Genomic DNA, 25935 nt, shown 5'->3' on the forward strand with positions numbered 1-25935 from the left:
GTTTCACCGGTGCACCGGTGAAACTGTCACTTCTCGGCCGTTGCAACGCCTGAGAAGTGACAGGAACGCCTGAGGAGTGCCGGCCGCTAGCCGCTGGGCCGCATCGTCAGCCAGGGCCGGTCGAGCCGGAACCTGCGGCCGGTGACCTCGGCGGGCACGATCTCGACCACGTCGTACTTCGGCGTGCCGACCCACGGCCGCAGCGGCAGGGTCTCGGCCCGGTGCTCCTCGTCCTCACCGAGGTGGCGGGCGTGGCCGCGCACGACCACGCTGACCGCGGTCTCGCCGGCGAAGTCGTCGATCTCGAAGGCCACCTCGGCCCCGATCTCGACGGCGAGGAGCTTGGCGCCGGGTGCGGTGCGGAAGAGGAGGGTCTGGTTGCCCAGCGCGTCGCGGTCGACGGCGTAGTTGATCGGGGTGATGTGCTGCTCGTCGACCACCGTGAACGCGAGCCGGCCGAACTCGTGCTCGCCCAGCAGCTCCCAGCACTCCTCCGGGGTCAGCTCCACGACCGGTGACTCGTCGTTCATCCGTCCAGACTGTCAGAGCCGGCTCCCGCGGGCGAGAGTCGATGGTCCCGGGTTCGGGTACGTTCACGAGCAATGGACGACGACGAGCAGCTCCGGGTCCTGGTGGCCGGCGCGACGGGGTTCGTGGGGCGCCATCTCGTCCCCGCCCTGATCGAGCGCGGCGACCGCGTGCGCGCCATGACCCGTCGGCCCGAGTCGTACGACGGGCCGGCGGACGCCGTCGGTGGGGACGTCTCGGACGCCGGCAGCCTGGCCGAGGCGCTGACCGACATCGACGTCGCCGTCTACCTCGTGCACTCGCTGGCCGAGGACGACTTCGAGCGCAAGGACGCCGAGGCGGCGCGAGGCTTCGGCCTCGCGTGCGCGGCGACCGGGGTGCGGCAGATCGTCTACCTCGGCGGGCTCGGTCGCGACGACGACGACCTGTCCTCGCACCTGCGATCGCGGCGCGAGGTCGAGCGGCTGCTCGGCGAGGCCGGGGTCCCGGTGACGACGCTGCGCGCGGCAGTCGTCGTCGGCGCCGGCGGCATCTCCTGGGAGATCACCCGCCAGCTGGTGCACAACCTCCCGGCGATGGTGGTCCCCAAGTGGGCGACGACCCTCTCGCAGCCCATCGCGCTCGACGACGTGGTCCGCTACCTCGTCGGCGTGATCGGCACCGAGGCGGCGTACGCGCGGACGTTCGAGGTCGGCGGCCCGGAGCAGCTGACCTACATCGAGATGATGCAGCAGGCCAGCGAGCAGATGACCGGTCACCGGCTCCCGATCCTCACCGCGCCGGTGCTGACGCCGGAGCTCTCGTCCTACTGGATCGCGACCGTGACCGACGTCGACGTCACCACGGGGCGCAACCTCATCGAGTCGATGCGCACCGAGGTCGTCGTCACCGACGACTCGATCCGCGAGCTCGTGCCCGGTGAGCCGCTGACGTACGCCGAGGCCGTGCGGCGCGCGCTAGAACAGGCGCGGCAGGGCGAGCAGCAGGACGACTGACCAGGTCGCGTGCACCAGGCAGGGGGCGACCACCCCGCCGCTGTGCCGCCGGGCCGCCGCGGCCACCAGGCCGAGCAGCACCGAGGCGAAGACCAGCATCACGTTGCCGGTGGCCACGGTGACGACGGCGTAGACGAGGGTGGTCGCCAGCACCGGCCGCGGCAGGGCGTCGTAGAGCGCGCCGCGGAAGTAGAGCTCCTCGGACAGCCCGGTCACGACCGCGACCAGCACGACCAGCGGCCCCGAGCCGCGGTCGGCGTACGCCGTCACCGCGCCGACCGCGTCGTCGAGCGCCGGGATCTCGCGGACCACCAGGGCGCCGACGACGAAGACCGCACCGAGAGCGAGACCGACGAGGACCGGTCGCACCGGCGAGCGGTCACCGAAGGTCGGCGGCCCGGCGAGCAGTGCGCCGCCGGCCCAGACGGCCGCGAGCGCGAGCGCCGCGGGGTAGAACCAGACGGTCCCGGGCTCGATGCGCAGCGAGACGCCGAGCAGCACCGTGCCGAGCACGAGGGTGGTCACCAGCACCACCCGACGTCGGTCCCCCACGCGCCGACTGTACGGCGCGTGGGGGCACACGATCAGCGGCGGCCGGTGCTGAAGGAGGACGCGCTGTGGCGGGACTGCCCGCCACCGGAGGACTGTGCCGAGCCGCCGGCACGCCGGCGCGAGCCGCCGTTGCCGCCGCCGGACTTCGGCGCGCCGGAGCGCCCCTGACCGCCGGACTTCGCCTGGCCACCGCCGGAGCGGCCCTGGCCGCCGGTCGTGGCCTGACCGCCGCTGCGGCCACCGCCGCTCGAGCGGCGACCGCCGCCGGAGCGCCGGCCACCGCCGCCACCGGTGCGGCCCTGGCTCTGGGCCGGGGCCTCGACGACGAGGCCGCCGGGCAGGGTCCGCTCGCCGGGAGCGAGCTCGGCGAGCAGCGGGTGGCCCGCGCCGTTGATCTTCGTGGTCGTCGGCTTGATGCCGGCGGCGCGCGTCAGGTCGCGGACGTCACGCACCTGGTCGTCGGTCATCAACGTGATGACCGTGCCCTTGGCACCGGCGCGCGCCGTACGGCCGGAGCGGTGCAGGTAGGCCTTGTGCTCGACCGGCGGGTCGGCGTGCACGACCAGCGACACGTCGTCGACGTGGATGCCGCGGGCGGCGATGTCGGTCGCGACCAGCGTGGTGGCGCGGCCGGAGTGGAAGGCCTCCATGTTGCGGGTCCGGGCGTTCTGGCTGAGGTTGCCGTGCAGCTCGACCGTCGGCACGCCGTTGCTGTTGAGCTGGCGGGTGAGCGCCTTGGCGCCGTGCTTGGTGCGCGTGAAGACGACCGTGCGCCCCGGCGCGCTGACCAGGTCGGTCAGCACGGAGACGCGGTGCTCGCGCGCCAGGTGCAGGACGTGGTGGTCCATGGTCGCGACCGGCGACTGCGCCGAGTCGGCCTGGTGGGTCACCGGGTTCTGCAGGAAGCGCTTCACGAGCACGTCGATCGCGCGGTCCAGGGTGGCCGAGAACAGCAGCCGCTGGCCGCTGCGCGGGGTCTGGTCCATGATCCGGCGGACGCCGGGCAGGAAGCCGAGGTCGGCCATGTGGTCGGCCTCGTCCAGGATCGTGATCTCGACCTGGCTGAGGTCGCAGTGGCCCTGGCCGATCAGGTCCTCGAGCCGGCCGGGGCAGGCGAGCACGATGTCGGCGCCCTTGCGGAGGCCCTGGACCTGCGGGTTCTGGCCCACGCCGCCGAAGATCGTCTGGGTGGTGAGGCCGGCCGTCGCGGCCAGCGGCTTCAACGAGTCGTTGATCTGGTTGACGAGCTCGCGCGTCGGGGCCAGGACCAGGGCGCGCGGCTTGCGCGCCTGGGCCGGCCGCCCGGAGGCGGAGAGGCGGGCGACCAGCGGCAGCAGGAACGCGTAGGTCTTGCCGGAGCCGGTGCGGCCGCGGCCGAGCACGTCGCGACCCGCGAGCGAGTCGGGCAGCGTGGCGGCCTGGATGGGGGTCGGGGTGGAGATGCCGAGGTCCGCGAGGACGGCGGCAAGGGAAGCGGGGACGCCGAGATCGGCGAAGCCCGCAGCAGACACTGCAGTGGACAAGAGAAGATCACTCACTGTTGGCGTGTCTCGCCAAGCTGAACCCACCGGTGGGTGGGAGCGGAGAAGCTGCCTCACGATGTGAGGGGCGCGATCCCCGAGGGATCGGCCGAAGCCCGAGGCAAGACTGAACGGGCTGCTCCCGCAAGCCTAGTGGGAGCAGCCCGTCAGACCTGCATCGACACGGTGTGACGTTGGACCTACGGGGTGATGCCGTCCTTGACGTCCTTGGCGGCGTCCTTGACGTGCTCGCCCGCGTCCTTGACCTTCGACGAGGTCTGGTCGGCCTTGCCCTCGGCCTCGAGGCTCTCGTCGCCGGTGGCCTTGCCCGCCGACTCCTTGCCCTGGCCCTTGAGGTTCTCGACCTTGTTCTCTGCCTTGTCCTTCAGTCCCATGTCTACCTCCTCGTTGTAGCCCATGGGTGTCCGATCGAGGGGTCAGGCAAACCTCAGGACGCCGTCGTCGATGGCCTCGCGGCGGATCGTGCGGACGTCGGTGAGGTAGTTCTGCTTCAGCTGCCACGGCGCCCGGTCGCCCTGGACGGGGACGGCGTCGAGCGCGCGGAGGACGTAGCCGGACGAGAAGTCCATGAACGGCCGCTCCCCCACGCTCGGGTCACGCTCGGCCAGCACCTGGCGGTAGCCGTGCTCGTCCATGTGGCGCAGCAGCCGGACGACGTACTCGGTGACGAGGTCGGCCTTGAGGGTCCAGGACGCGTTGGTGTAGCCGATCGTGAAGGCGAAGTTGGGGACGCCGCTGAGCATCAGGGCCTTGTACGACATGGTGTCGTGGGCCTTCACCTCGGCGCCGTCGACGCTGAGCGTGATGCCGCCGAAGGCGAGCACCTTGAGGCCCGTGGCCGTGACGATGATGTCGGCCTCGAGCTGCTCGCCCGACGTCAGCCGGATCCCGGTCTCGGTGAAGGTGTCGATCGTGTCGGTGACGATCGAGGCGGTGCCGTGCCGCAGCGCGCGGAAGAGGTCCCCGTCGGGCACCAGGCAGAGCCGCTGGTCCCAGGGGTCGTACGTCGGCTTGAAGTGCGTGTCGACGTCGATCTCCGGCGGCAGCAGCTTGATCGTCGCCTTGCGGATGAAGTTGCGCAGCACGTCGGGCCGCTTGCGACTGACCTGGTAGCTGGCCATCGCGAGCAGGATGCTCTTCCAGCGCACGATCGGGTAGGAGATCCGCTCGGGCAGGCGGCTCAGTCGCTGCGCGATGGGGTCGCGGCCCGGCGCGGAGAGGATGTACGTCGGCGAGCGCTGCAGCATCGTCACGTGTGCGGCGTCCTCGGCCATCGCCGGCACCAGCGTCACCGCGGTCGCGCCGCTGCCGATCACGACGACCCGCTTGCCGGCGTAGTCGAGGTCCTCGGGCCAGTGCTGCGGGTGGATCACCTGGCCGCGGAAGTCGTCCTGGCCGGGGAAGCGCGGCGCGTAGCCCTGCTCGTAGTCGTAGTAGCCGGTGCAGCCGAGCAGGAAGCCGGCCGTGAGCTGCCGTGGCCCGTCGGGGGTCTCCACCTGGACCGTCCAGCGCGCGTCCGCGCTGCTCCAGTCGACCCGGACGACCCGGTGGCCGTAGCGGATCAGCCGGTCCACGCCGTACTCCTGGGCGACGTCGCGGACGTACTGGAGGATCGACGGACCGTCCGCCAGCGCCTTCTGGCCGCGCCAGGGCCGCCAGCGGTAGCCGAGCGTGAACATGTCGGAGTCGGAGCGGACGCCCGGGTAGCGGAAGAGGTCCCAGGTGCCGCCGCTCACCGCCCGCGCCTCCAGCACCGCGAGGGTGCGGTGCGGGTGCTGCTGGCGGAGCTGGGCCGCGGCGCCGATGCCCGAGAGGCCGGCACCGACGACGAGGACGTCCACGTGCTCAGTCACCCGGCCACCTTACTGAATATCTGTCAACAGGAGAAGAGCTCCACGAACCGCGCCAGCAGGCGCGTCGGGTGCTCGACGTGGCTGGCCCGGGCCATCTCCATCAGCGCCTCAGCCTGCTCGGGCGGGTCGAAGTAGCCGTGGTGGCGGTAGGTGTCGATGCGCAGCACGAGCCCGTCGATGTCGAGCTCAGGGTGGAACTGCGTGGCGTAGACGTTGTCGCCGAGCCGGAAGGCGTGCACCGGGCAGTCGGCGCTCGACGCCAGCAGCACCGCGCCGGCCGGCAGCCGGCGGACCGCCTCCTTGTGCCCGAGGAACGCGTCGAACGTCGGCGGCATCGTGCCGAGCAGCCGGTCCGCGCGACCGGCGTCGGTGAGGGTGATCTCGCGAGCGGAGATCGGCTCGGCGTGGTGGCGGTCGACGACGCCGCCCCGCAGGGTGCCGAGCACGCCGATGCCGTAGCAGGCACCGAGGAACGGGAAGTCGGCGTCGACCACCCGGGTCGCCAGGTCGTGGAGCTCCGCCTCGGCCCGCAGCTGGGCGGCGCTCTTGCGCTCCGCCGGGTCGCTCACGTTGAACGGCCCGCCCCCGAGGATGATCCCCGACCAGTCCGCGAGGTCGACCGGCCCGAGCGGGTCGCGCTCGAGCCGGACCCGGCGTACGTCCCTCTCGTCGAGGCCGGCGCACCGCAGCACCGCGGCGTACTCGCTGTCCGCCGCGGCGTCCTCGGCCCGGGTGCCGAGGAAGAGGAAGGGCTTCATGCCCTCATCCTCACGCCCGCGCCCTCATGCCTGCACGGCGGCGCCGCTCTCGAGCAGCGCGTCGACGTCGTCGATGCCCCACGCCGCCAGCGCCGCGCGGGTGCTGTCGCCGGCGCTCTCGGCGGCGCGGCCGATGGTCGGCTCGGTGCGGGAGAAGCGCGGCGCCGGGGCGGGCTGGACGTGGCCGTCCTTCTCGACGAACGTGCCGCGGGCCTTCAGGTGCGGGTGCTCGAACGCCTCGCTGATCGGCAGGATGCCCGCGACGCACGCGTCGGTGCCCTCGAAGAGGGCGACCCACTCGGCCTGCGTCTTCTGCCGGAAGGTGTCGGCGAAGAGCTTCTTGAGCGCCTCGTTGTTGGCCGGGTCCCAGCGGTCGGGCGCGGTCTCCGTGAGGTCGAGGAGGTCGAGGAAGGCGTCGTAGAACTGCGGCTCCAGCGCGCCCACCGACATGTGCCGGCCGTCGGCGGTCTCGTAGATGTCGTAGTACGCCGCGCCGCCGTCGAGCAGGTTGGCCGCGCGCTCCTCGCGGTAGCCGCCGGACGCCAGGAACGCGGCCGTCATCGCGTTGAGGTGCGCCGTGCCGTCCACGATCGCGGCGTCGACGACCTGGCCCGTGCCACTGACCCTGGCCTCGAGGAGCGCGGCGAGGATGCCGATGACGAGGTAGGTCGAGCCGCCGCCGAAGTCGCCCACCAGGTTGGTCGGGAAGTGCGGTCGGCTCTTGTCCTGGCCGAGGCCGAACAGCGCGCCGGTGATGGCGATGTAGTTCATGTCATGGCCGGCCGCCTGGGCGAGCGGGCCGTCCTGGCCCCACCCGGTCATCCGGCCGTAGACGAGGCGCTCGTTGACCTCGGCGAGGTCGTCGGGGCCGAGTCCCAGCCGCTCCATCACCCCGGGCCGCATGCCCTCGACGAGGACGTCGGCCTGCGCCACGAGGCGCTTCACGGTCGCGATGGCGTCGGGGTTCTTGAGGTCCAGCGCGACGCTGGGCCGGCCGCGGTTGAGCAGCATGTGGCTGCCCCCGCCGGCCAGCGCCTGCCCGCCGGGCCGCTCGACGCGGATCACGTCCGCGCCGAGGTCGGCCAGGATCATGCACGCGTGCGGGCCCGGCCCGATGCCCGCGATCTCCACGACCTTCACGCCCCTGAGCGGCCCGGTGCCCTGCCCGAGCTCGTACGTCTCCTCAGCCATGCCTCGCATCATGACAGAAGTGCTGTCACGGTCGAGGGGCTGCGGGCCGTCGCCCGTCGTCCCTGACCCCAGCGTCGTGGTTCCGCCGGATTGACGACGCTGGGGTCAGGTACGACGGGACATCAGGCCGGCAGCACCCGGCGCAGGAACTGTCGGGTCCGCTCCTCGCGGGGCGCGCTGAAGATCTCGGCGGGCGGGCCCTGCTCGAGGATCCGGCCGCGGTCGAGGAAGCAGACCGAGGTGGCGACGTCGCGGGCGAAGGCCATCTCGTGGGTGGCGAGGACCATCGTCATCCCGGCCTCGGCCTCCGCGCGGACGATCTCCAGCACCTCGCCGACCAGCTCGGGGTCGAGGGCGGCGGTGATCTCGTCGAGGAGCAGCAGGGTCGGGGAGGTGCACATCGCGCGCACCAGCGCGACCCGCTGCTGCTGGCCGCCGGAGAGCCGGTCGGGGTGCTTGGCGGCGTGCTCCGAGAGCCCGAAGCGCTCGAGCAGCAACAGCGCCCGCGCCTCCGCCTCCGCCCGCGGTACGCCGTGGACGCGGCGCGGGGCGAGCGTGCAGTTCTCGAGGACGCTCAGGTGCGGGAAGAGGTTGTAGGCCTGGAACACCATGCCCATCCGCGACCGCACCTCGCGCGGGTCGACCCGCGGGTCGGAGATCTCCCGGCCCTCGAAGGTGATGACGCCGTCGTCGATGTCCTCGAGGAGGTTGAGGCAGCGCAGCAGCGTCGACTTGCCGGAGCCGGACGAGCCGATCAGGCAGATGACGTCGTGCGGCTCGACGGTCAGCGACACGTCGTCGAGCACCAGGCGGTCGCCGTAGGACTTCCGCAGGCCGGAGACGGACAGCAGGCTCACAGCGCACCCGCCAGCTCACGTCGCCGCATTCGCGCGGTCAGCCAGTCGCAGAGCCGCGCGAGCGGCACGGTCATCACGATGAAGAAGCACGACACCACGACCAGCGGGGTGTAGTTGAAGTTGTAGTTGCCGTAGTCGCGGGCCACGAAGACCGCCTCGAACACGGCCGCCGCCGACGCGAGCGCGGTGTCCTTCTGGAGCGACACGAAGTCGTTGAGCAGCGGCGGTACGACCCGGCGCACGCCCTGCGGGACGACCACGTGCCGCAGGGTCTGGCCGCGGGTCAGCCCCAGCGCCTGCGCGCTCGCCCACTGCGACGGGTGCACGGACTCGATGCCGGAGCGGAACACCTCGGCGACGTAGGCGCTGTAGGAGATGATCAGCGCCACCGTCGCCCACACGTACGCGCTGTTCGTGACGCCCTGCAGCCGCAGGGCGGGCACGCCGAAGGCGAGCAGGTAGACGAGCAGGATGGTCGGGATGCCGCGGACGACGTCGGTGTAGACGACGGCGGTGGCGCGCAGGGGCGCCAGCCACGGCGAGCGGCTGACCCGGGCGAGCGCGATCAGCATCGCGAACGGCAGGATGACCGCCTCGGCGATCAGGAACATCTTGATGTTCAGCCAGATGGCGTCCCAGATGTCCGGGAGCGCCTCGCGGGCGTCGTCCCAGTTGAAGAACAGCTCCTGCACGCTGGGCCACCCGGGCGAGCCGGTGACGACCAGTGCCGCGGCGACGAAGACCAGGACGGTCATCACCGTCGCGATCAGCGCCGACCGCGTCCGGAGCCGCCGGCGCAGCCGCCGGCGGTCCAGCTCGTGCTGGCTGGGGGTCCAGTCGCTCACTGGAGCTCAGGCACGCCCACGGTGTCGGAGAGCCACTCCTGCTCGATCGCGTCGAGCGAGCCGTCCTCCCGGAGCGCGGCCAGCGCCTGGTTGACGCAGTCGACGAGACCGCTGCCCTTCTCGAAGAGCATGCCGAACTCCTCCTGCTCCCCGGTCTCCGGCTGGAACTGGCCGACGATCGTGCTCTTCGGGATCTCCACCGCCGAGATGTAGAAGGCGGTCGGGAGGTCGGCGAGGATCGCGTCGACCTGGTCGTTCTGGAGCGCCTGCTTCGCGCCGTTGGTGTCCTCGAACACGACCGGGTCGGTCTCCGGCTGGATGATGTCGCGGATCGCGGTGAGCGAGGTGGTGCCGGTCTGGGCGCCGAGGCGGAGGCCCGTGAGGTCGTCGAGGCTGGCGGCCTCCGCGCCCTTGGTGCCCTTGAGCGCGATGACGGCCTGCGCGGCGGAGTAGTAGCCGTCGGAGAAGTCCACGACCTCGGCGCGCTCGGGCGTGATCGAGATCTGGTTGATGTCGAAGTCGAAGTCCTTCGGACCCGGCGCGTAGGACTTGTTGAACGGCACCTTCACCCAGGTCACCTGGTCGGCGCTGAAGCCGAGCTGCTCGGCGACGGCGTAGGCCACGGCGGACTCGAAGCCCTTGCCGTTGGCCGGGTCGTTGTCGACGAACCACGGCTCGTACGCCGGGGAGTCGGTGCCGACCGTCAGCTGGCCGGCCGTCCGCAGCGGAAGCGAGTCGGTCGCGCACGCGTCGGCGGACTCGCTGGCGCTGGTCGACGCGGCCGGGTCGGACGCGGTCGAGGAGTCGTCCCCCTCCTCCGGGGCGCACGCGGCGACGGCGAGGGCGAAGGGCAGGACGGCCGCAGCGGCCAGGGCACGACGTACACGCATGGGAGAAGCGTAGAGCCGCGCTCAGTGCTGGTGGTGCGCCGCGTGCGTCTGGTGGACGACGGCGTGACCGCGGCCACGTCCGATCATCCAGTGGTTGACCGGCACGGTGACCACGAACGCGACAGCGAGGGCGGCCGCGAGCGAGACCCAGAAGAGGCCGTCGGCCAGGGTGGCGGCCATGGCGCCGGGCACCAGCAGCAGGAACGCGTTGTCGACCACCTCCATCACCAGGATCGACACGGTGTCCGCGGCGAGCGCCACCTTGACCGCCGCTCGGAGGTCCAGCCCGGCACGCCGCTGACCGACGAAGGTCAGCAGGTAGCCGAAGAAGAATGCCAGTGCGACGGCCAGCGCGATCGCGGCCGCGTCGTGCCAGCCCCACCAGGTCGCGAGCACCATGCCCAGCACCTCACCGATGGCACAGCCCGTCAGGCAGTGCCGGGTCGCCGTGATCGCCATCCGCCAGCTCGAGTCCATGCGTCTCACCCTATACCCCCTAGGGGTATCTGCCAAGTACCGTCGAGCCATGCGTCGCGCGCTCGTCGCCTCCCTCGTCGTCCTGACGGCGGGGTGCACCGACGCGCCCACCGCCGATCCCCCCGACCCCGCCGCACCGGTGACGACGGCCTCCGCCACCCCCACCACCGCCGCCGACCCGGAACCGGTGCCGGCGCGCGAGTTCGAGGCGGCTCGCGCGCTGCGCACCGTCCGCCACCTGGCCGGCCGGATCGGTCCGCGGCTGGCCACCGGACCGGCGTTCCGCGGGGCAGCGGCGTACGTCGGCGACGCGCTCGCCGACCTCGGCTACGTCGTGCGCCGACAGCCCGTCGCGGTGCCGGCGGGCGACTCGTGGGGGGTGCCGGTCAAGGCTGGCCGGTCGAGCAACGTGATCGCGACGCCCGCCGACTTCGACCCGGCCGCGCCGTGGCTGCTCGTCGGCGCCCACCTCGACACGGTCGCGGTGGCGCCGGGGGCGGAGGACAACGCGTCCGGGGTCGCGGTGCTGCTCGAGCTCGCGCGGGTGCTGGGCGGTCGAGGCCAGGTGGTGCTGGTCGCGTTCGGAGCGGAGGAGCCGCGTGGTCCGGGCGATCTCCACCACTTCGGGTCGAAGCGCTATGTCGCCGCGCTCGACGACGACGAGGGCGTCCACCTGCGCGGCATGGTCTCCCTCGACCGGGTCGGCGTCGGCGCGGTCGTGCCGCTCTCGTCGGTCGCGGGCACGCCCAGCGCACTGCGGGACCGGCTCGCGCGGGTCGCCGAGCGGGCCGGCGTCCCGCACCGGGTCGAGACCGACGCGGCGAGCGACCACGAGTCGTTCGCGGACGCCGGCTTCCTCGCCGCACGCATCGGCAGCACGCCGTACGCCGGCTACCACTCGGCGGCCGACGTGCCCGCCGTGGTCGACCCGCGTCAGCTCCACCGCGTGGGTGAGCTGCTCAGCGCGTGGCTGCGAGCGAGCTGAGCTCCCAGAAGGGGTCGAGGATCGAGGCCGCCTTCGCGAGGGGGACGACCCGCGGCGCGAGGTCGGCGCCCATCCGGTAGGGCACGAAGTCGGCGGCGACCACGCGGCCGCCGGAGAAGGTCGCCTCGAGCACCAGCCCCTCGCGGGTCTGCGGCTCGGTCATGTCGAAGGTGAAGTTGCCGAGCGAGTGCACGACCAGCGCGTCACCGATCTGCTCGGCGCCCTGGACCCAGTGGGGATGGCCGCCGACCACGAGGTCCGCGCCGGCGCGGACCAGCTCCCGCGCCACCTGGTGCTGGATCGGGTCGGGGCGGTGGGTGTACTGCGTGCCCCAGTGCGGCAGCACCACGACCGCGTCGACCCGCCGCGAGAGGCGGCGCACGTCGGCGAGCACCCGGTCGAGCTCGGCCCGGTCGAGCGGGCCGGTGCGCGGCGGCATGCTCACGGACACCGCGCCCGGCTGCCCGGGCGCGGCCTCGGGCGTCTCGCCGATCGCGTTGAAGCCGAGGAGCCCGAACCGGACGCCGTCGCGCTCCAGCACCACCGGACGTCGGGCCTCGGCGAGGTCGCGGCCGGCCCCGAAGGTCGGCAGGCCGCCCGCCCGCAGCCGGTCGACCGTCTGGACGAGCGCGCGGTCGCCGTAGTCGCCGGCGTGGTTGTTGGCGAGGCTGAGCGCGTCGAACCCGGCGGCGCGCAGGTCGCGGCGCACGGCCGGCGGGGCGTGGAAGGAGTCGCCGCCCTGGGTCGGCTCGCCGTCGTCCGACAGCGTGCTCTCGAGGTTGCCGACCGTGATGTCCGCGCTCGCCAGCCGCTCGCTCATCGGTGCGAGCACCGGCAGCCCGGTCACCCGGCGCCCGAGCATGATGTCCCCGACGATCGTCACCGTCGTGACCTCGGCCGGCGGCGGACCCTGGACCTGGATCGGGTACGCCGCGGGGTCGCGCACGGGGTCGACGCCGTCGACGGTCGCCATCCGGACCGCCGGTGTCGCGGCCTCGGCGACCACGACCGCGACCGTGTCCATCGGCAGGTGCGCGAGGTCCCCGGTGCGGTCGTCGACCCGCAGCCGGCCGGACGGCTGGCCCAGCTCGCGCCAGTTCGTGATCTCGCCACGCTGGAGCCGGCGCGCCTGCTCGGCGGTCAGGGCCAGCGCCGGCCGGCGGGCGTTGACCGCGAAGCCCAGCGGCCGGGTGGACGGCGCGAGCGCGGTGGCTGACGGCGACGGCATGGCCGCCGGGCCGTCGGTGAACGCCCGGTCGACCGGCGCCTCGTCGCCGTCGTCGGTGCACCCGGCGAGCGCGAGCACGAGCACGCACCCGACCAGGAGCCTCATGCCGTCAAGGGTAGGTTGCCAGCGTGATCCGCGATCTCAGCGACGACGAGGCCCGCGCCGCACTGCCGCTCAAGTGGGAGGCCTCCGGCGTGGTCCCCGCGTGGGTCGCGGAGATGGACTACCTCCAGGCCGAGCCGGTCACCGAGGCGCTCGTCGACGCCGTACGCCGCGGCGCCCTGGGCTACCCGCCGCACGGCGACGACCTCGGGGCCGCGTTCTCCGGCTTCGCGGCCCGCCACTGGGGCTGGGAGGTGCCGGCCGCGGCGTCGGTCGCGACCGGCGGCGTGATGAGCGGGATCCGACTGGCGCTCGAGGTGCTCTGCCCGCCCGGACCGGTCGTGGTGCCGATGCCCTGCTACCCGCCCTTCCGCGACGTCGTCACGGTGATCGGCCGCGAGATCGTGCCGGTCCACCTCGACCCGGACGGCGACGGCCGCCTCGACCTGGCCGCGGTCTCGCGGGCGTTCGCGGCCGGCGCCCGGACGCTGCTGCTCTGCAACCCGCACAACCCGCTCGGCCAGGTGCCGTCGCACGGGGAGCTGGCGGCGCTCGCCGCGCTCGCCCACGAGTACGACGCCCGCGTGGTCAGCGACGAGATCCACGCGCCGCTGGTGCTGTCGGGCGCGACGTTCACGCCGTACCTCTCGGTCGACGACCGCGGGATCCTCGTGACCAGCCCGTCGAAGGCGTTCAACATGCCGGCGACCCACGGCGCGCAGGTCGTCTCGCTGCAGCCGGACGACCACGCCCGCCTCGCCACGGTGCCGGTGCCCGCGCAGAACACCTGGTCCAGCCTCGGCGTCGTCGCCGGGATCGTGGCGTGGCGCGACTGCGACGAGTGGCTGGCCGCCCTGCGCCAGCGGCTCTCCGCCCAGCGCGCGCTGCTGACCGACCTGCTCGCCGACCGGCTGCCGAAGGCGCGGATGCGCCCGCTGGAGGCGACCTACCTGGCCTGGCTGGACCTGCGCGGGTACGGCGTCGCCGACCCGGCCGCCGCCGCGCTCGACCACGGCGTCCGCGTCGCGCCGGGCCACGACTACCTGGCCGGCCTCGAGGGGCACGTGCGCATCAACATCGCCACCAGCCCCGACCGGCTGGAGCGGGTGGTGGACGGGTTGGCGCGGGCGGTGGGCGGCTGACGCGGGATCACCGGTGCACCGGTGATCCCGTCACTTCTCAGGGGTTGCAACGGCCGAGAAGTGACAGGAGAGCCTGAGGAGTGACGCCTTAGCCGATCGACTTCGTCTGCGCGGCGATCACGTCGGCGTACCAGTCGAAGGACCGCTTCGGGGTGCGCTTCAGCGTGTCGTAGTCGACGTGCACGAGGCCGAACCGCTGGGTGAAGCCCTCGGACCACTCGAAGTTGTCCATGAGCGACCACGTGTAGTAGCCGCGGACGTCGACGCCGCGCTGCACGGCGGTGGCGACCGCGCGCAGGTGCGCGTCGAGGTAGTCGATGCGCGGCTGGTCGTCGACGACGCCGTTCTCGTCCGGGCCCATGTTGTAGGCGCAGCCCGACTCGGTGATGTAGATCGGCGGCAGCGCGGCGCGGAAGCGGGCGCGCAGCAGGATCAGCCACTCGCGCAGCGCGTCGGGGACGATCGGCCAGCCGAAGTCCGTCACCGGGTAGCCGAGCAGCTCGCGGAACTCGAAGGGCATCTCGGCGTCCGCTCCGGCCGCGCCGATCTTGAACGGGTTGTAGTAGTTGAGCCCGTAGAAGTCGAGCGGCTGGCGGATGACCGCCATGTCGCCGTCGCGGACGATGCCCTCGAACAGCGGCTCGAGGTCGGCGGGGTAGCGCCCGAGCAGCATCGGCTCGATGAACATGCCGTTCCACAGCGCGTCGAAGAGCTTGGTCGCGCCGACGTCGGCCTCGTCCTCGCTGGCCGGCCACATGGGCGCGTGGTTGTTGGCGCAGCCGATGCTGGTCGCGCCCGCCTCGCGCAGCGCGATCGCGGCGCGGCCGTGGCCGAGCAGCAGGTGGTGGGCCACCGGCATCGCGTCGAACATCAGCGTCTTGCCGGGCGCGTGGAAGCCGATCGCGTAGCCCATCATCATCACGACGTTGGGCTCGTTGACCGGGATCCAGTGCTCGACGCGGTCCGCGAACCGCTCGCCGAGGATCGCGGCGTAGTCGGCGAACCGGTCGACGGTGTCGCGGTTGAGCCAGCCGCCGTCGTCCTCGAGCGCCTGCGGCAGGTCCCAGTGGTAGAGCGTGACCATCGGCTGCACGTCGTTGGCCAGCAGCTCGTCGATGAGCCGGTCGTAGAACCCGAGCCCCGCCTGGTTGGCCGGGCCGCGCCCGTCGGGCTGGATCCGCGGCCACGCGACCGACAGGCGGTAGCCGCCCACCCCGAGGCGCTTCATCAGCGCCACGTCCTCGGGGTAGCGGTGGTAGTGGTCGCACGCCACCGCCCCGCTCGACCCGTCGAGGATCCGCCCCTCCTCGGCGGTGAAGGTGTCCCAGATGCTGGGGCCCTTGCCGTCCTCGGTGGCGGCGCCCTCGATCTGGTACGACGCGGTGCTGGTACCGAATCGGAAGCCTGGTGGGAGCACGGGAAGGCCGGCGGCCGGTCGGGGGTCTGGCACGGCACAATGATGCATGTGAGTGTCGAGATCCGCCGAGGAACCGACCGCTACGTCACCCGCGAGAGGGGACATTTCACCCGTCACTCGTTCTCCTTCGGCGGCCACTACGACCCCGACAACGTGCGGTTCGGGCGGCTGGTGTGCCACGACGACCACCTGCTCGCCGGCGGCGCCGGGTTCGAGGACCACCCGCACCAGGACGTCGAGATCGTCAGCTGGGTGCTCACCGGCGCGCTGCACCACCGCGACTCCTCCGGCCACGAGCACGTCGTGCGCCCCGGCGAGGTGCAGGTGCTGTCGGCCGGCTCGGGCGTCACGCACGCCGAGACGGCCGGCCCGGGCGGCGCGACCCGCTTCGTGCAGGCCTGGCTGACCCCGGAGGAGACCGGTACGCCGCCGGCGTACTCGGTCACGGCTGCCCAGCTCACCCCGGGGGCGCTGAGCGAGGTGCTGCGGCTCGGCGACGCGCGCTTCCGGGTGGCCCGGCTGGAGACCGGCGACGTGCTGACCCTGCCCGACGAGCCGCTGCAGCACGTGTTCGTCGCGACCGGCGCGCTGCTGCGCTCGTCGCTGGCCGAGCCGCTCTCCGACGGCGACGCCTTCCGGATCACCGAGCGCCCGGGCCTCGCGGTGACCGCCGCGGTCCCCACCGAGCTGCTCGTCTGGACCTTCGGCACGTGACCGGCCGCGCGCTGCCGCTCAGCAGAGGACGCTGATCGCGCCGGGCACGACCTCGACGACGGCGGGCTCGGGGGCACCGAACGCCGGCAGCTGGCCGAGGGGCTCGCCGTCGGCGCCCACGGAGATGGGGGCGCGGCCGGTGCCGCGGACCTCGACCCGCTTGCCGGAGAGCAGGGTGACCTCGGGCAGCGCGACGTGGCCGCCGTCGTAGACCTTGGGCAGCGAGCGCATCAGCGCCAGCCGGCCGGCCGCCTCGATGACGACCACGTCGAGGACGCCGTCCTCGACGGCCGCGGGCGGGGCGATCTGCATGCCGCTGCCGTAGTAGGCCGAGTTCGCGACGACGACGGTGGCGGCGGCGTACTCGTGCTCGATGCCGTCGACCGCGACCCGGTAGCGCCCGGGCTGGTAGGTCGCCAGCGAGCGCAGGGCGGCGTAGGGGTACTGCAGCGAGCGCGGCAGCCAGGTGGCGCGGTCCACGATCTGCGCGGCCCGGGCGTCGACGCCGGCGTAGACCGAGCCGGCGACCAGCCGGCGCTCGGGACCGAGCCCGGTGACGGCGAGCAGGTCGATGGCGCGGGCCGGCACCTCGAGCAGCAGCCGCGCCTGCGCCTCGGCCGAGTCGGGCAGCCCCAGCATCCGGGCGAAGTCGTTGCCGCGGCCGGCCGGCAGGATGCCCAGGGTGCCGCCGCGGACCGAGACCAGGCCGGCGAGCGAGGAGAGCATCCCGTCCCCGCCGACCGAGACCACGACGTCGCCGCGGTCGACGGCGGCGGCGACGAGGTCGTGCATCGCGTGCGGGCCGGGCGAGTACGTGACGTCGACGGTCGCGCCCGCCTCGCGCAGCAGCCGCGCGACCGGTACGACGGCGCCCGGGGCCGCGCCGCCACCGGACGCCGGGTTGACCAGGAACGTGAACGAGCGCGTCACGGGATCAGCACCCCGGGGTTGAGGATGCCGGTCGGGTCCAGGTCGGCCTTCACCGCGCGGAGCACGGAGACGCCGAGCGGCCCGACCTCCTGCGCGAACCACGGCTTGTGGTCGGTGCCGACCGCGTGGTGGTGGGTGATCGTGGCGCCGGCCGCAATCATCGCGTCGCTCGCGGCGGTCTTCGCCTTGTCCCACTGCGCCAGCGGGTCGGCGGACTCCTTCGCCGCCACCGTGAAGTAGAGCGAGCAGCCGGTCTCGTAGACGTGCGAGATGTGGCAGAGCACGATCGACGGGTCACCGAGCGCCGCGGTCAGTGCGGCCTTCACGTCGGCGTAGAGCCGCTCGACGTTGGACCAGAACGTCGCCGTCTCCAGGGTCTCCACCAGGACGCCGGCGTCGAGCATCGAGTCGCGGAGGTACGGCGCGTCGAAGCGGCCGTGCGCCCACTTCTCCCCGGCCGCGGTGCCGGTGCCGTCACCGCCGAGGCCGGTGAGGACCGCGGTGACCGCCGCGCGCTTGGCGTCGACCGCCGCCTGCTCGCCCTCGTAGCCGGTGATCATCAGGCAGCCCGCCGACCCCTCGCCCCCGACCGCGGCGGGGTCGGCGAGGTTGATCGCGGTCTCGGCCTCGTCGGAGAGCCGGATCACCGTCGGCAGCAGCCCGGCCTGCGCGAGGGTGCGCACCGCGGCGGCGCCGTCGGCGAAGGACGGCCAGCGCCAGCCCTCGTAGACCTTCACGGCCGGCAGCCTGCGCACCCGCACGGTGACGGAGGTGATCACGCCGAACGTGCCCTCGGAGCCGAGGAAGAGCTGGCGCAGGTCGGGCCCGGCGGCGTTGGCCGGCGCGCTGCCGAGGTCGACCCGGCCGCGCGGCGTCGCGACCGAGAGGCCGACGACGAGGGCGTCGAAGCGGCCGTAGCCGGCGCTGGACTGGCCGCTGGACCGGGTGGCGGCGAAGCCGCCGATCGACGCGAACTCCCAGGACTGCGGGTAGTGGCCGAGCGTGAGGCCCTCGGCCGCGAGCAGCGCCTCGGCCTCCGGGCCGCGCAGGCCGGGCTCGAGGGTCGCGGTCATCGAGGTGTGGTCGACGGCCAGGAGCCGCTTCATCCGGACCAGGTCGAGGCTGAGCACGCCGACGAACCCGGCGCGCCGGGCGACCAGGCCCCCCGTGACCGACGTACCGCCCCCGAAGGGCACGACCGCGAGGCGGTGCTCGACCGCGAAGGCCAGCACGGAGGCGACCTCGTCGTGGTCGCCAGGCCGGACGACGGCGTCGGGGGCGTCGCCCAGGTCGCCGGACCGGGCGCGGAGCAGGTCGGGGGTCGACTTGCCGCGGGTGCGCAGGCGGCGGGTCTCGTCGTCGGTGCGTACCTGGTCGGCGCCCACGATCGCGGCCAGCCCGGCGAGCAGGTCGGCGCCGAGCGCCGACGGCGGCAGCGTCGGGTGGTCGACGGCGGGGCGGTCGTAGACACCGAAGACCATCTCGACCAGACCGCGAGTGGCGTCCGGGAGGGCGGCGGCGCGGGCCGGGTCGCCCCAGCGGGACGGGTGCATCTCCTCGTTCACGCGTTACACTGTGACACATGACGTCACTTCGTCACAACGGCGACGACAAGACCGAGGCCCGCGACGCCTACCTCGACGCGGCCCGCGACTGCATCCTCGACGTCGGCTGGCGGCGCACCACACTCACCGAGGTGGCCCGCCGGGCCGGCGTCTCCCGGATGACGATCTACCGCACCTGGACCGACATGCCGCAGCTGCTCGGCGACCTGATGACCCGGGAGTGGGCCGGTGTGGTCGCCGAAGCCCTCGCCGAGGAGGACCCCGACGCCCCGACGGTCGAGCGGCTGGTCGGCGACATCGTCGGGACCGTGCGGCGGCTGCGCGAGAACGAGCTCTTCGTGCGGATCGTCGACCTCGACCCCGAGCTGATCCTCCCCTACCTCTTCTCGCGACGCGGCCGCTCCCAGGACGCGATCCTCGAGCTCACCGTCGCCGCGCTGCGCAAGGCCCAGGCCGAGGGCACGGTCCGCGACGGCAACCCGGTGGTGATGGCCCGGGCGATGCTGCTCGCCGCCCACGGGTTCGTGCTGTCGGCGCACACGATGGTCGACGACGAGGTCTCCGCCGAGGAGCTCGATGCCGAGCTCATCCGCGCGCTGACCCGGGGGCTGCTGCCGTGACGACCCGGATCACGGCCGGTCTCGCCGACGCGCCCGCCGACGTCGACGTGGTCGTCATCGGCCTCGGGATCACCGGCGTCGGCGTCGCGCTCGACGCGGTGACCCGCGGGCTGTCGGTGCTGGCGGTCGACGCCCACGACCTCGCGTTCGGCACCTCGCGGTGGTCCTCCAAGATGGTGCACGGCGGCCTCCGCTACCTCGCCAAGGGACAGGTCGGCGTCGCCCACGAGAGCGCGGTCGAGCGGGGCATCCTCATGGAGGTCACCGCACCCCACCTCACCCGGGCGATGCCGATGGTGGTGCCGCTCTCCTCCAGCGTCGGCCGCCGCCAGGCCGCGGTCACCCGCGGCGGCCTGATGGCCGGCGACCTGCTCCGCCGCGGCGCCCACACCGACGCCGCGACCCTCCCGAAGCCGCGCCACCTCACCCGCACCGAGACCCTGCGGCTGGTGCCCGCGCTGCGGTCCGCGGGCCTGCGCGGCGCGATGCTCGGCTGGGACGGCCAGCTCGAGGACGACGCCCGCCTGGTCACCACCGTGGCCCGCACCGCTGCGTCGTACGGCGCCCACGTGCGCACGCGGGCCCGCGTGCTGGCGGCGACCGGCACCTCCGTGGACCTGCGCGACGAGCTGACCGGCGAGCCCCGCACGATCACCGCGCGCGCCGTCGTCAACGCGACGGGCGTGTGGGCCGACACCCTCGTCGACGGGATCACCCTGCGGCCGAGCCGCGGCACCCACCTGGTGCTGCGCGGGGACACGCTGCCCGGGCTCACGGTGTCGGTCTTCTGCCCGGTGCCCGCCGAGACCAACCGCTTCGTCATGGTGCTCCCGCAGCCCGACGGCACGATCTACGTCGGCCTCACCGACGAGGCGGTCGAGGGCGCGGTGCCCGACGTGCCCGAGCCGACCGAGCCCGAGATCGGGTTCCTGCTCGACGTGGTGTCGGCCGCGTTCGACCGGCAGCTGCACCGCGACGACGTCGTCGGGGCGTACGCCGGGCTGCGCCCGCTGCTCGACACCGCCGACGGCTCGACCGCGGACCTCTCCCGGCGGCACGCGGTGCTGACGAGCACCACCGGCGTGGTGACGATCGTCGGCGGCAAGCTCACGACCTACCGCCGGATGGCCGAGGACGCCGTCGACGCAGCGGTCGCGCGCACCGGGCTGCCCGCCGGGCCCTGCCGGACCGCCACGCTGCCGCTGCTCGGCGCGGCACCGCGCGACGTGCTCTCCGCGCTCGAGGCGCCGCCACGGCTGGTGCGCCGCTTCGGCACCGACGCCGGTCTGGTCCTCGACACCGCCCGCGCGGCCACGGGCCTGCCCGACACCGAGCTGCTCGCCGCGGTGGCCGAGCAGGTGCCCGTGACGCTGGCCGAGCTCGTCTTCGGGGTGACCCACGAGGGGGCCCACGACGTCGACGACCTGCTCGACCGGCGCACCCGGGTCGGCCTGGTGCCGGCCGACCGGGCGCTCGCCGTACCCGCCGCGGAGCGGGCCCTGGCCATGGCGATGAGTTCGGGCATCGACTCCGGTCAGTAGGAGCATGCAGACTGGAACGGTCATGACTTCGACCGAGCTCGACGACTTCCCTGCCCTGACGCAGCGCTACCAGCGCGAGCTGCTGGCGCACTGCTACCGCATGTCGGGATCGGTGCAGGAGGCCGAGGACCTCGTGCAGGAGACGTTCCTGCGCGCCTGGAAGGCGGCCGACCGGTTCGAGGGCCGCTCGTCCGTGCGCACCTGGCTCTACCGCATCGCCACCAACGTGTGCCTCACCAACCTCGAGGGGCGGCCGCGCCGGCCGCTGCCCGCCGGCATCGGCACGCCCGAGGCGATGGCCGGCGACGCGCTCGAGGCCGACCACGAGATCGCCTGGCTCGAGCCGGTCCCCGACGCCGCGGTCGTGGTCGCCGAGCGCGACTCGATCCGGCTGGCGTTCGTCGCCGCGCTCCAGCACCTGCCCGCCAAGCAGCGCGCGGTGCTGATCCTGCGCGACGTGCTGCGCTGGAGCGCGGCCGAGGTGGCCGAGGCGCTCGACACCACCACGGCCGCGGTCAACTCCGCGCTCCAGCGCGCGCACGCGCAGATGGCGGAGCGCGGGCTCACCGAGGACAGCGTCGAGCCCGAGCTCTCCCCCGCGCAGCGGCAGCTCCTGGATCGCTACGTCGACGCGTTCTGGCGCAAGGACGTCGACACGATCGTCAGCCTGCTCACCGCGGAGGCGACCTGGGACATGCCGCCGTTCACCAGCTGGTTCAAGGGCGCCACCAACATCGGCTGGCTGATCGGCACCGAGTGCCCCGGCGGCGCCCACGACATGCCGATGCTCGAGACCCGGGCCAACGGGCAGCCGGCGTACGGCCTCTACATGCGCACGCCCGCGGGCGACTTCGTGCCCTTCCAGCTGCAGGTGCTCGAGCTCGACGGCGAGCGGGTCAAGCACGTCACGGCGTTCTTCGACCATGCGCTGTTCGCGACGTTCGGCCTGCCCGAGCGGCTGCCCGCCGACCACGCCCCGAGCCCGCGATGACGGCGCAGCTCGGCGAGTCCGTCGAGCTGCTGGAGCGGGCACTGGCCTACACGGGCACGCGGCTCTCCGAGGTGGACGAGAGCCGGCTCGGACGGCGTACGCCGTGCGCCGACTGGCGGCTCGACGACCTGCTGGCCCACATGGAGGACGCGCTGGACGCGTTCACCGAGGCGGCCGGCGGCGCCGTGCCGGTGCACTCCGCGGCCGGGCGGCCGGGCCGGGTCGACGTGATCCGGACGAAGGCCTGCGAGCTGCTCGGCGCCTGGAGCCGCCCCGGCCCCGGCGACGTGCTGGTGGGCGGCGTCGACCTGCCCAGCCGCATGCTGGTCGCCACGGCGGCGCTGGAGGTGACGGTCCACGGATGGGACGTGGCCCAGGCCGTCGGCTCCCCGGTGCCGATCCCCGAGGCGCTCGCGGCCGCGCTGCTGCCGGTCGCCCGGACGGCCGTGGCGCCGGCGGACCGCGGCGTCCGCTTCGCCGCACCGCGACCGGTGCCGGCGGATGCGCCGGCCGCCACCCGTCTGCTGGCGCACCTGGGCCGTCGCACCTGACTAGTCGGCCCCCCGATATCGCCCCATTCGGCCACGCGGACCGCGGCTCCTTCCTAGGCTCCCCGCATGCCGTTGACGTGGGCACAGGGACAGGGTGCCGCCCAGCGGGGCACGCTCGACCACCCACGTGAGCTGCTCTCGCGCGGGCTCGTCAGCGCGCGCGCCGGAGCGATCACCGCGGCCCTCGGCGACCTCGCTGACGCGTGGGTCGAGGGCGAGGGAGTGCTCGACGACCTGGAGCGCGCGACGCTGCTGACCGCGAGCCTGGACTGCCGCCTCGCCCGCGGCGAGCTGACCGAGGCCCGCGCGCTCGGCGAGCTGCTCGAGCCGCTGCGCGACCAGCCCGGCCCCGTCGGTGCGTCCGCCCGCTACGGCCTCGGCGAGCTCTGCGCGGCCGACAGCAACGTCGAGGCCGCCGCGGCGCACTTCGCCCACATCCCCACGCTGCTCCCTCCGGCCGACGACGACCCCGGCCGGCTGCCGTGGCGCACCGCCGCGGCGCTGGCCGCCGTCCGGCTCGGCCGGCGCACGGAGGGCACCGCCCTGGCGCGCGAGCACCTCGCGCTCGCCGGCGTCAACGGCGCGCCGTACCCGATCGCGCTCGGGCTGCGCACCCTCGCGACCGTCGATGCCCACACCGACCGGACCTCCCTCCTGCGCCAGGCGATCGACGAGCTCGACGGCGTGCCCGCCGCGCGGCTGGTCGCCCAGATCGGCACCGACCTCGCCGGGCTGCTGCTGCTGGGCAACGACGCCGGCGACGCCGACGAGGCGCTCACGCTGCTGCGTGCCGCCGAGCTCTACGCCGGCAACGAGGGGCTCTGGCCGCTGCTGGGCCGGGTCCGCCGGCTGCTGGACCGGCTCGGCCACCCGCACCGACCGGTGCTCGGCGAGACACTCGCCTTGCTGACCGCCGCCCAGCAGCGGGTCGCGCGGCTCGCCGCCGTCGGGCACACCAACCGCGAGATCGCCGAGCAGCTCGTGGTCACCGTGAAGGCCGTGGAGTGGCACCTCTCCCACGTCTACCGCAAGCTCGGCATCGCCTCCCGCGTCGAGCTCGCCGGCGCGCTGGGACGGCAGGGCCTCGCCTGACCCTAGGCTGACGGCATGCCCGACCGGACCATCCACACCGCCGTCCGGATGGCAGGCCGCGACCCGCACGAGGGCGGTCGGACGGCGACCCCGCTGGAGCTGCTGTTCGACCTGACGTTCGTCATCGCCTTCGGCGCCGCCGCCAACGAGCTCTCCCACTTCCTCGTCGCGGACCACGTGTGGGACGGGATCGTGGGGTTCGCGTTCGCGACGTTCGCCGTCTCGTGGGCGTGGATCAACTTCAGCTGGTTCGCGTCGGCCTACGACACCGACGACTGGGTCTACCGGCTGACCACGATGGTGCAGATGATCGGCGTCATCATCCTGGCGCTCGGCCTGCCGGACATGTTCGAGTCGCTGCTGCACGACGAGCACATGGACAACCGCGTGATGGTGCTCGGGTACGTCGTGATGCGGGTGCCGATGATCCTCCAGTGGCTGCGCGCCAGCCGTCAGGACCCCGAGCGCGCGCCGGTCTGCCGGGTCTTCATCGTGACCCTCGTCGTCTCGCAGTCCGCCTGGATCGTGCTCGCCCTGGTCGAGACCTCGATCCCGGTGTTCTTCGCGCTGGCGATCCCGTTCGTCCTCGTCGAGCTCGCCGGGCCCTACGTCGCCGAGCACCTGGACGACGGGACCCCGTGGCACGCCCACCACATCGCCGAGCGCTACGGCCTGATGGTGATCATCGCGCTCGGTGAGGGACTGATCGGCGGCGCGGCCACGCTGTCCGCGCTGATCTCCACCGAGGGCTGGACCGCCGAGGTGGTGCTGCTCGGGCTCGCCGGCGTCGGCGTCGCCTTCGGCATGTGGTGGACCTACTTCGTGATCCCGAGCGGCGACATCCTGCACGTCCACCGTCGCCGCGGGTTCGGGTGGGGCTACGGGCACATCCCGTTCTTCGGCGCGCTGGTCGCGGTCGGCGCGGGCCTGCACGCCGCGGCGTACCTCCTGGAGGACCACTCCGAGCTCACCGACACCGAGACCGTGCTCGCCGTCGCCATCCCGCTCGGCCTGTACGTCGCGCTGCTCTACCTGCTCTACGCGCACCTGAGCCACACCGTCGATCCCTTCCACGTGCTGCTCGTGGCGTTGTCAGCGGCGGTGCTGGTGCTCGGCGTCGTGCTCGTGGCACTGGGCGTCACGCTCAGCTGGTCGCTGCTGGTCGTCGCGTTCACGCCGTGGGTCACGGTGATCGGCTACGAGACCGTCGGGCACCGGCACAACGAGGACGTGCTCGCCTCGCTGTAGCCGCCCGGCTCACAGCGGGTGGGCGATCTCGTCCTCGGGCAGCCTGGCGGCCACGATCGCGACGGCGGCGGCGATGGCCGGCACGATGCCGGCGATGAGGAACGTGGTGCGCAGGCCGATCGCCTCCGACACCGGCCCCGAGAGCGCCATCGACACCGGCATCAGGCTGATGGAGACGAAGAAGTCGAGCGAGGCGACCCGGCCGAGCAGGTGCGGGGGGACCCGCCGCTGGAGCAGCGTGCCCCAGATGACCATCGGCGCGGAGAAGAGCACGCCCAGCACGAAGGCCGACGCGACGACCTGCCAGATCTCGGTCGCGAAGCCCATGACGACGAACGGCAGCGCGCCGAGGCCCCACATCAGGTTCATCCAGGTGAGGTAGCGGCGCGGCATCCGGCGCGACGCCATGATCAGCGAGCCGATCGCGCCGCCGACGCCGAAGGCGGCGAGCACCTTGGCGTGGTCACCCGGACCGCCGCCGAGCCGGTCCTTGATGAGGAACGGCACCAGCACCTCGAGCGGGCCCATCATCACGAAGACCATCACCGAGGCGAAGAGCAGCGTCGCGAGCAGCCAGGGCGTGCGCCACATGTAGGCGAAGCCCTCGCGCAGGTCGTGCAGCACCGTCGACGGAGTGCCGTCGGACTCGCGACGGACCGGCGTCAGCGGCACCGTCGTCAGCGCGAGCAGGCCCGCGAGCGAGGAGATCGCCGCGATCGAGAGCGCCGCCCCCGGAGACGCGGCCCCGACCACGGCGCCGGCGACCGCCGGGCCGACGGCCTGGCCGATCGTCGGCCGGATCATCCCCTCGAAGCCGTTGACCTGGAGCAGGTCCTCCTCGGGCACCAGCGCCGGCAGCCAGGCGGAGTAGGCGGGGTAGTAGAAGGCCATCGCCGCGCCGATGAGGAACCCGACCGCGCCGAGCTGCCAGAGCACGGTGAGGTCGCTGACCGAGAGCAGCGCGACCGTGCCCATGCACAGCATCTCGAGGGTGGCGACGCCGAGCAGGATGAGCTTCTGCGGCACCCGGTCGGCGACCACGCCGCCGACCAGCGCGGGCAGGATGACGCCGACGGCGCTGGCGGTCGCCACCACGGAGAGCTGCCCGGGCCCGCCGCCGATGCGGATGACCTCCCAGACCAGGCCGACCGTCCACACCCCGCCCGCGAACGTCGCCAGCACCAGCGCCACCGCCAGCCGGCGGTAGGCGGCGTGCCGGAAGGGGTGCAGCGCCCTCGGCAGCCGGCGCCCCGGCGGCGCCTGGACCTCGGTCATCGCTCCTCCTCCCGGACAGTCTGACAAGGCGGACAGACGGTACCCAC

26 protein-coding genes are annotated in these 25935 nt (G+C 73.3%); 10 read left to right on the top strand and 16 right to left on the bottom strand.

The features are described from left to right. Window positions 1–86: 86 nt before the first annotated feature. Window positions 87–530 (bottom strand): pyridoxamine 5'-phosphate oxidase family protein, encoded by a 444-nt coding sequence (locus tag HZF07_RS14435; RefSeq protein WP_157342599.1) that lies wholly within the window; start codon window positions 528–530, stop codon window positions 87–89. Window positions 531–602: 72 nt separating this feature from the next. Here HZF07_RS14435 and HZF07_RS14440 point away from each other — a divergent pair, with 72 nt between their 5' ends. Continuing rightward, the gene (locus HZF07_RS14440; RefSeq protein ID WP_157342601.1) at window positions 603–1523 is read left to right on the top strand and encodes an NAD(P)H-binding protein; all 921 of its coding nucleotides are present in this window, start codon (window positions 603–605) and stop codon (window positions 1521–1523) included. Here HZF07_RS14440 and HZF07_RS24505 read toward each other — a convergent pair. From HZF07_RS24505 to HZF07_RS14490, 10 genes are all read right to left on the bottom strand, one after another. Beyond that, a complete protein-coding gene (locus HZF07_RS24505; RefSeq protein WP_157342603.1) occupies window positions 1485–2075 on the bottom strand; it encodes a CPBP family intramembrane glutamic endopeptidase in 591 nt (196 codons plus the stop codon). The two genes, HZF07_RS14440 and HZF07_RS24505, sit on opposite strands and share 39 nt — an antisense overlap. 32 nt (window positions 2076–2107) lie before the next feature. After that, entirely contained in the window at window positions 2108–3598 is a 1491-nt protein-coding gene (locus tag HZF07_RS14450) for a DEAD/DEAH box helicase (protein ID WP_157342605.1), read from the bottom strand. 197 nt (window positions 3599–3795) lie between these two features. Further along, on the bottom strand, window positions 3796–3990 hold the full coding sequence (locus HZF07_RS14455) for a CsbD family protein (RefSeq protein WP_157342607.1): 195 nt from the start codon (window positions 3988–3990) through the stop codon (window positions 3796–3798). A 42-nt stretch (window positions 3991–4032) separates the two neighbouring features. Next, window positions 4033–5469, bottom strand: a complete 1437-nt coding sequence (locus tag HZF07_RS14460; RefSeq protein WP_181645207.1) for a flavin-containing monooxygenase — start codon at window positions 5467–5469, stop codon at window positions 4033–4035. Between the two features lie 23 nt (window positions 5470–5492). Beyond that, window positions 5493–6227 carry a glutamine amidotransferase gene (locus tag HZF07_RS14465; RefSeq protein WP_157342609.1) on the bottom strand — a complete coding sequence of 245 codons (735 nt, stop codon included), beginning with the start codon at window positions 6225–6227 and terminating at the stop codon, window positions 5493–5495. Window positions 6228–6251: 24 nt separating this feature from the next. Further along, window positions 6252–7418, bottom strand: a complete 1167-nt coding sequence (locus HZF07_RS14470; RefSeq protein WP_157342611.1) for a CaiB/BaiF CoA transferase family protein — start codon at window positions 7416–7418, stop codon at window positions 6252–6254. Between the two features lie 122 nt (window positions 7419–7540). Further along, complete coding sequence (locus HZF07_RS14475; RefSeq protein ID WP_181645208.1) at window positions 7541–8275, bottom strand: amino acid ABC transporter ATP-binding protein; 735 nt, start codon at window positions 8273–8275, stop codon at window positions 7541–7543. Then, complete coding sequence (locus tag HZF07_RS14480) at window positions 8272–9120, bottom strand: amino acid ABC transporter permease (RefSeq protein ID WP_309504751.1); 849 nt, start codon at window positions 9118–9120, stop codon at window positions 8272–8274. The genes HZF07_RS14475 and HZF07_RS14480 overlap by 4 nt, the downstream gene beginning before the upstream one ends. Beyond that, window positions 9117–10010 (bottom strand): ABC transporter substrate-binding protein, encoded by an 894-nt coding sequence (locus HZF07_RS14485; RefSeq protein ID WP_157342613.1) that lies wholly within the window; start codon window positions 10008–10010, stop codon window positions 9117–9119. The genes HZF07_RS14480 and HZF07_RS14485 overlap by 4 nt, the downstream gene beginning before the upstream one ends. A gap of 21 nt (window positions 10011–10031) precedes the next feature. Further along, window positions 10032–10487, bottom strand: a complete 456-nt coding sequence (locus tag HZF07_RS14490; protein WP_157342615.1) for a DUF4396 domain-containing protein — start codon at window positions 10485–10487, stop codon at window positions 10032–10034. Between the two features lie 49 nt (window positions 10488–10536). Here HZF07_RS14490 and HZF07_RS14495 point away from each other — a divergent pair, with 49 nt between their 5' ends. After that, a complete protein-coding gene (locus HZF07_RS14495) occupies window positions 10537–11472 on the top strand; it encodes a M28 family metallopeptidase (RefSeq protein ID WP_157342618.1) in 936 nt (311 codons plus the stop codon). Here HZF07_RS14495 and HZF07_RS14500 read toward each other — a convergent pair. After that, window positions 11447–12805, bottom strand: coding sequence for a CapA family protein (locus tag HZF07_RS14500; protein ID WP_157342620.1), 1359 nt, complete (start codon window positions 12803–12805; stop codon window positions 11447–11449). The genes HZF07_RS14495 and HZF07_RS14500 overlap by 26 nt on opposite strands. 23 nt (window positions 12806–12828) lie before the next feature. Here HZF07_RS14500 and HZF07_RS14505 point away from each other — a divergent pair, with 23 nt between their 5' ends. Next, window positions 12829–13944 carry a MalY/PatB family protein gene (locus tag HZF07_RS14505; RefSeq protein ID WP_157342622.1) on the top strand — a complete coding sequence of 372 codons (1116 nt, stop codon included), beginning with the start codon at window positions 12829–12831 and terminating at the stop codon, window positions 13942–13944. 88 nt (window positions 13945–14032) lie between these two features. Here the strand turns inward: HZF07_RS14505 and HZF07_RS14510 are convergent, their stop codons facing one another. After that, entirely contained in the window at window positions 14033–15394 is a 1362-nt protein-coding gene (locus HZF07_RS14510) for a GH1 family beta-glucosidase (RefSeq protein WP_309504753.1), read from the bottom strand. A gap of 15 nt (window positions 15395–15409) precedes the next feature. Here HZF07_RS14510 and HZF07_RS14515 point away from each other — a divergent pair, with 15 nt between their 5' ends. After that, window positions 15410–16075, top strand: coding sequence for a pirin family protein (locus HZF07_RS14515; RefSeq protein WP_157342626.1), 666 nt, complete (start codon window positions 15410–15412; stop codon window positions 16073–16075). Between the two features lie 18 nt (window positions 16076–16093). Here the strand turns inward: HZF07_RS14515 and HZF07_RS14520 are convergent, their stop codons facing one another. Beyond that, entirely contained in the window at window positions 16094–17005 is a 912-nt protein-coding gene (locus HZF07_RS14520; RefSeq protein WP_181645209.1) for a diacylglycerol kinase family protein, read from the bottom strand. Continuing rightward, on the bottom strand, window positions 17002–18570 hold the full coding sequence (locus tag HZF07_RS14525) for an FAD-binding oxidoreductase (protein ID WP_309504754.1): 1569 nt from the start codon (window positions 18568–18570) through the stop codon (window positions 17002–17004). The genes HZF07_RS14520 and HZF07_RS14525 overlap by 4 nt, the downstream gene beginning before the upstream one ends. A 17-nt stretch (window positions 18571–18587) precedes the next feature. Between HZF07_RS14525 and HZF07_RS14530 the strand changes: the two genes are divergently transcribed. From HZF07_RS14530 to HZF07_RS14555, 6 genes are all read left to right on the top strand, one after another. After that, complete coding sequence (locus tag HZF07_RS14530) at window positions 18588–19190, top strand: TetR/AcrR family transcriptional regulator (RefSeq protein WP_157342628.1); 603 nt, start codon at window positions 18588–18590, stop codon at window positions 19188–19190. Continuing rightward, window positions 19187–20731, top strand: coding sequence for a glycerol-3-phosphate dehydrogenase/oxidase (locus HZF07_RS24510; protein ID WP_181645210.1), 1545 nt, complete (start codon window positions 19187–19189; stop codon window positions 20729–20731). The genes HZF07_RS14530 and HZF07_RS24510 overlap by 4 nt, the downstream gene beginning before the upstream one ends. 22 nt (window positions 20732–20753) lie before the next feature. Continuing rightward, window positions 20754–21722 (top strand): sigma-70 family RNA polymerase sigma factor, encoded by a 969-nt coding sequence (locus HZF07_RS14540; RefSeq protein WP_232523054.1) that lies wholly within the window; start codon window positions 20754–20756, stop codon window positions 21720–21722. Then, window positions 21719–22273 carry a TIGR03086 family metal-binding protein gene (locus HZF07_RS14545; protein WP_157342630.1) on the top strand — a complete coding sequence of 185 codons (555 nt, stop codon included), beginning with the start codon at window positions 21719–21721 and terminating at the stop codon, window positions 22271–22273. Before HZF07_RS14540 ends, HZF07_RS14545 begins: the two co-directional genes overlap by 4 nt. A 66-nt stretch (window positions 22274–22339) precedes the next feature. Continuing rightward, window positions 22340–23365, top strand: a complete 1026-nt coding sequence (locus HZF07_RS14550) for a helix-turn-helix transcriptional regulator (protein WP_157342632.1) — start codon at window positions 22340–22342, stop codon at window positions 23363–23365. 15 nt (window positions 23366–23380) lie between these two features. Further along, entirely contained in the window at window positions 23381–24613 is a 1233-nt protein-coding gene (locus HZF07_RS14555; RefSeq protein ID WP_232523055.1) for a low temperature requirement protein A, read from the top strand. Window positions 24614–24622: 9 nt separating this feature from the next. Here HZF07_RS14555 and HZF07_RS14560 read toward each other — a convergent pair whose 3' ends face one another. Continuing rightward, window positions 24623–25888, bottom strand: a complete 1266-nt coding sequence (locus HZF07_RS14560) for an MFS transporter (RefSeq protein WP_157342634.1) — start codon at window positions 25886–25888, stop codon at window positions 24623–24625. Window positions 25889–25935: the final 47 nt, after the last annotated feature.

Source organism: Nocardioides agri (genome assembly GCF_013778305.1).
GTDB lineage: Bacteria > Actinomycetota > Actinomycetes > Propionibacteriales > Nocardioidaceae > Nocardioides > Nocardioides agri.

Coding starts and splice junctions, on each gene's coding strand:
- HZF07_RS14500 (WP_157342620.1), bottom strand. CDS start 12,805: ATGAGGCTCCTGGTCGGGTGCGTGCTCGTGCTCGCGCTCGCCGGGTGC.
- HZF07_RS14470 (WP_157342611.1), bottom strand. CDS start 7,418: ATGGCTGAGGAGACGTACGAGCTCGGGCAGGGCACCGGGCCGCTCAGG.
- HZF07_RS14490 (WP_157342615.1), bottom strand. CDS start 10,487: ATGGACTCGAGCTGGCGGATGGCGATCACGGCGACCCGGCACTGCCTG.
- HZF07_RS14435 (WP_157342599.1), bottom strand. CDS start 530: ATGAACGACGAGTCACCGGTCGTGGAGCTGACCCCGGAGGAGTGCTGG.
- HZF07_RS14495 (WP_157342618.1), top strand. CDS start 10,537: ATGCGTCGCGCGCTCGTCGCCTCCCTCGTCGTCCTGACGGCGGGGTGC.
- HZF07_RS14540 (WP_232523054.1), top strand. CDS start 20,754: ATGACTTCGACCGAGCTCGACGACTTCCCTGCCCTGACGCAGCGCTAC.
- HZF07_RS14545 (WP_157342630.1), top strand. CDS start 21,719: ATGACGGCGCAGCTCGGCGAGTCCGTCGAGCTGCTGGAGCGGGCACTG.
- HZF07_RS14560 (WP_157342634.1), bottom strand. CDS start 25,888: ATGACCGAGGTCCAGGCGCCGCCGGGGCGCCGGCTGCCGAGGGCGCTG.
- HZF07_RS14485 (WP_157342613.1), bottom strand. CDS start 10,010: ATGCGTGTACGTCGTGCCCTGGCCGCTGCGGCCGTCCTGCCCTTCGCC.
- HZF07_RS14550 (WP_157342632.1), top strand. CDS start 22,340: ATGCCGTTGACGTGGGCACAGGGACAGGGTGCCGCCCAGCGGGGCACG.
- HZF07_RS14440 (WP_157342601.1), top strand. CDS start 603: ATGGACGACGACGAGCAGCTCCGGGTCCTGGTGGCCGGCGCGACGGGG.
- HZF07_RS14465 (WP_157342609.1), bottom strand. CDS start 6,227: ATGAAGCCCTTCCTCTTCCTCGGCACCCGGGCCGAGGACGCCGCGGCG.
- HZF07_RS14455 (WP_157342607.1), bottom strand. CDS start 3,990: ATGGGACTGAAGGACAAGGCAGAGAACAAGGTCGAGAACCTCAAGGGC.
- HZF07_RS14530 (WP_157342628.1), top strand. CDS start 18,588: ATGACGTCACTTCGTCACAACGGCGACGACAAGACCGAGGCCCGCGAC.
- HZF07_RS14555 (WP_232523055.1), top strand. CDS start 23,381: ATGCCCGACCGGACCATCCACACCGCCGTCCGGATGGCAGGCCGCGAC.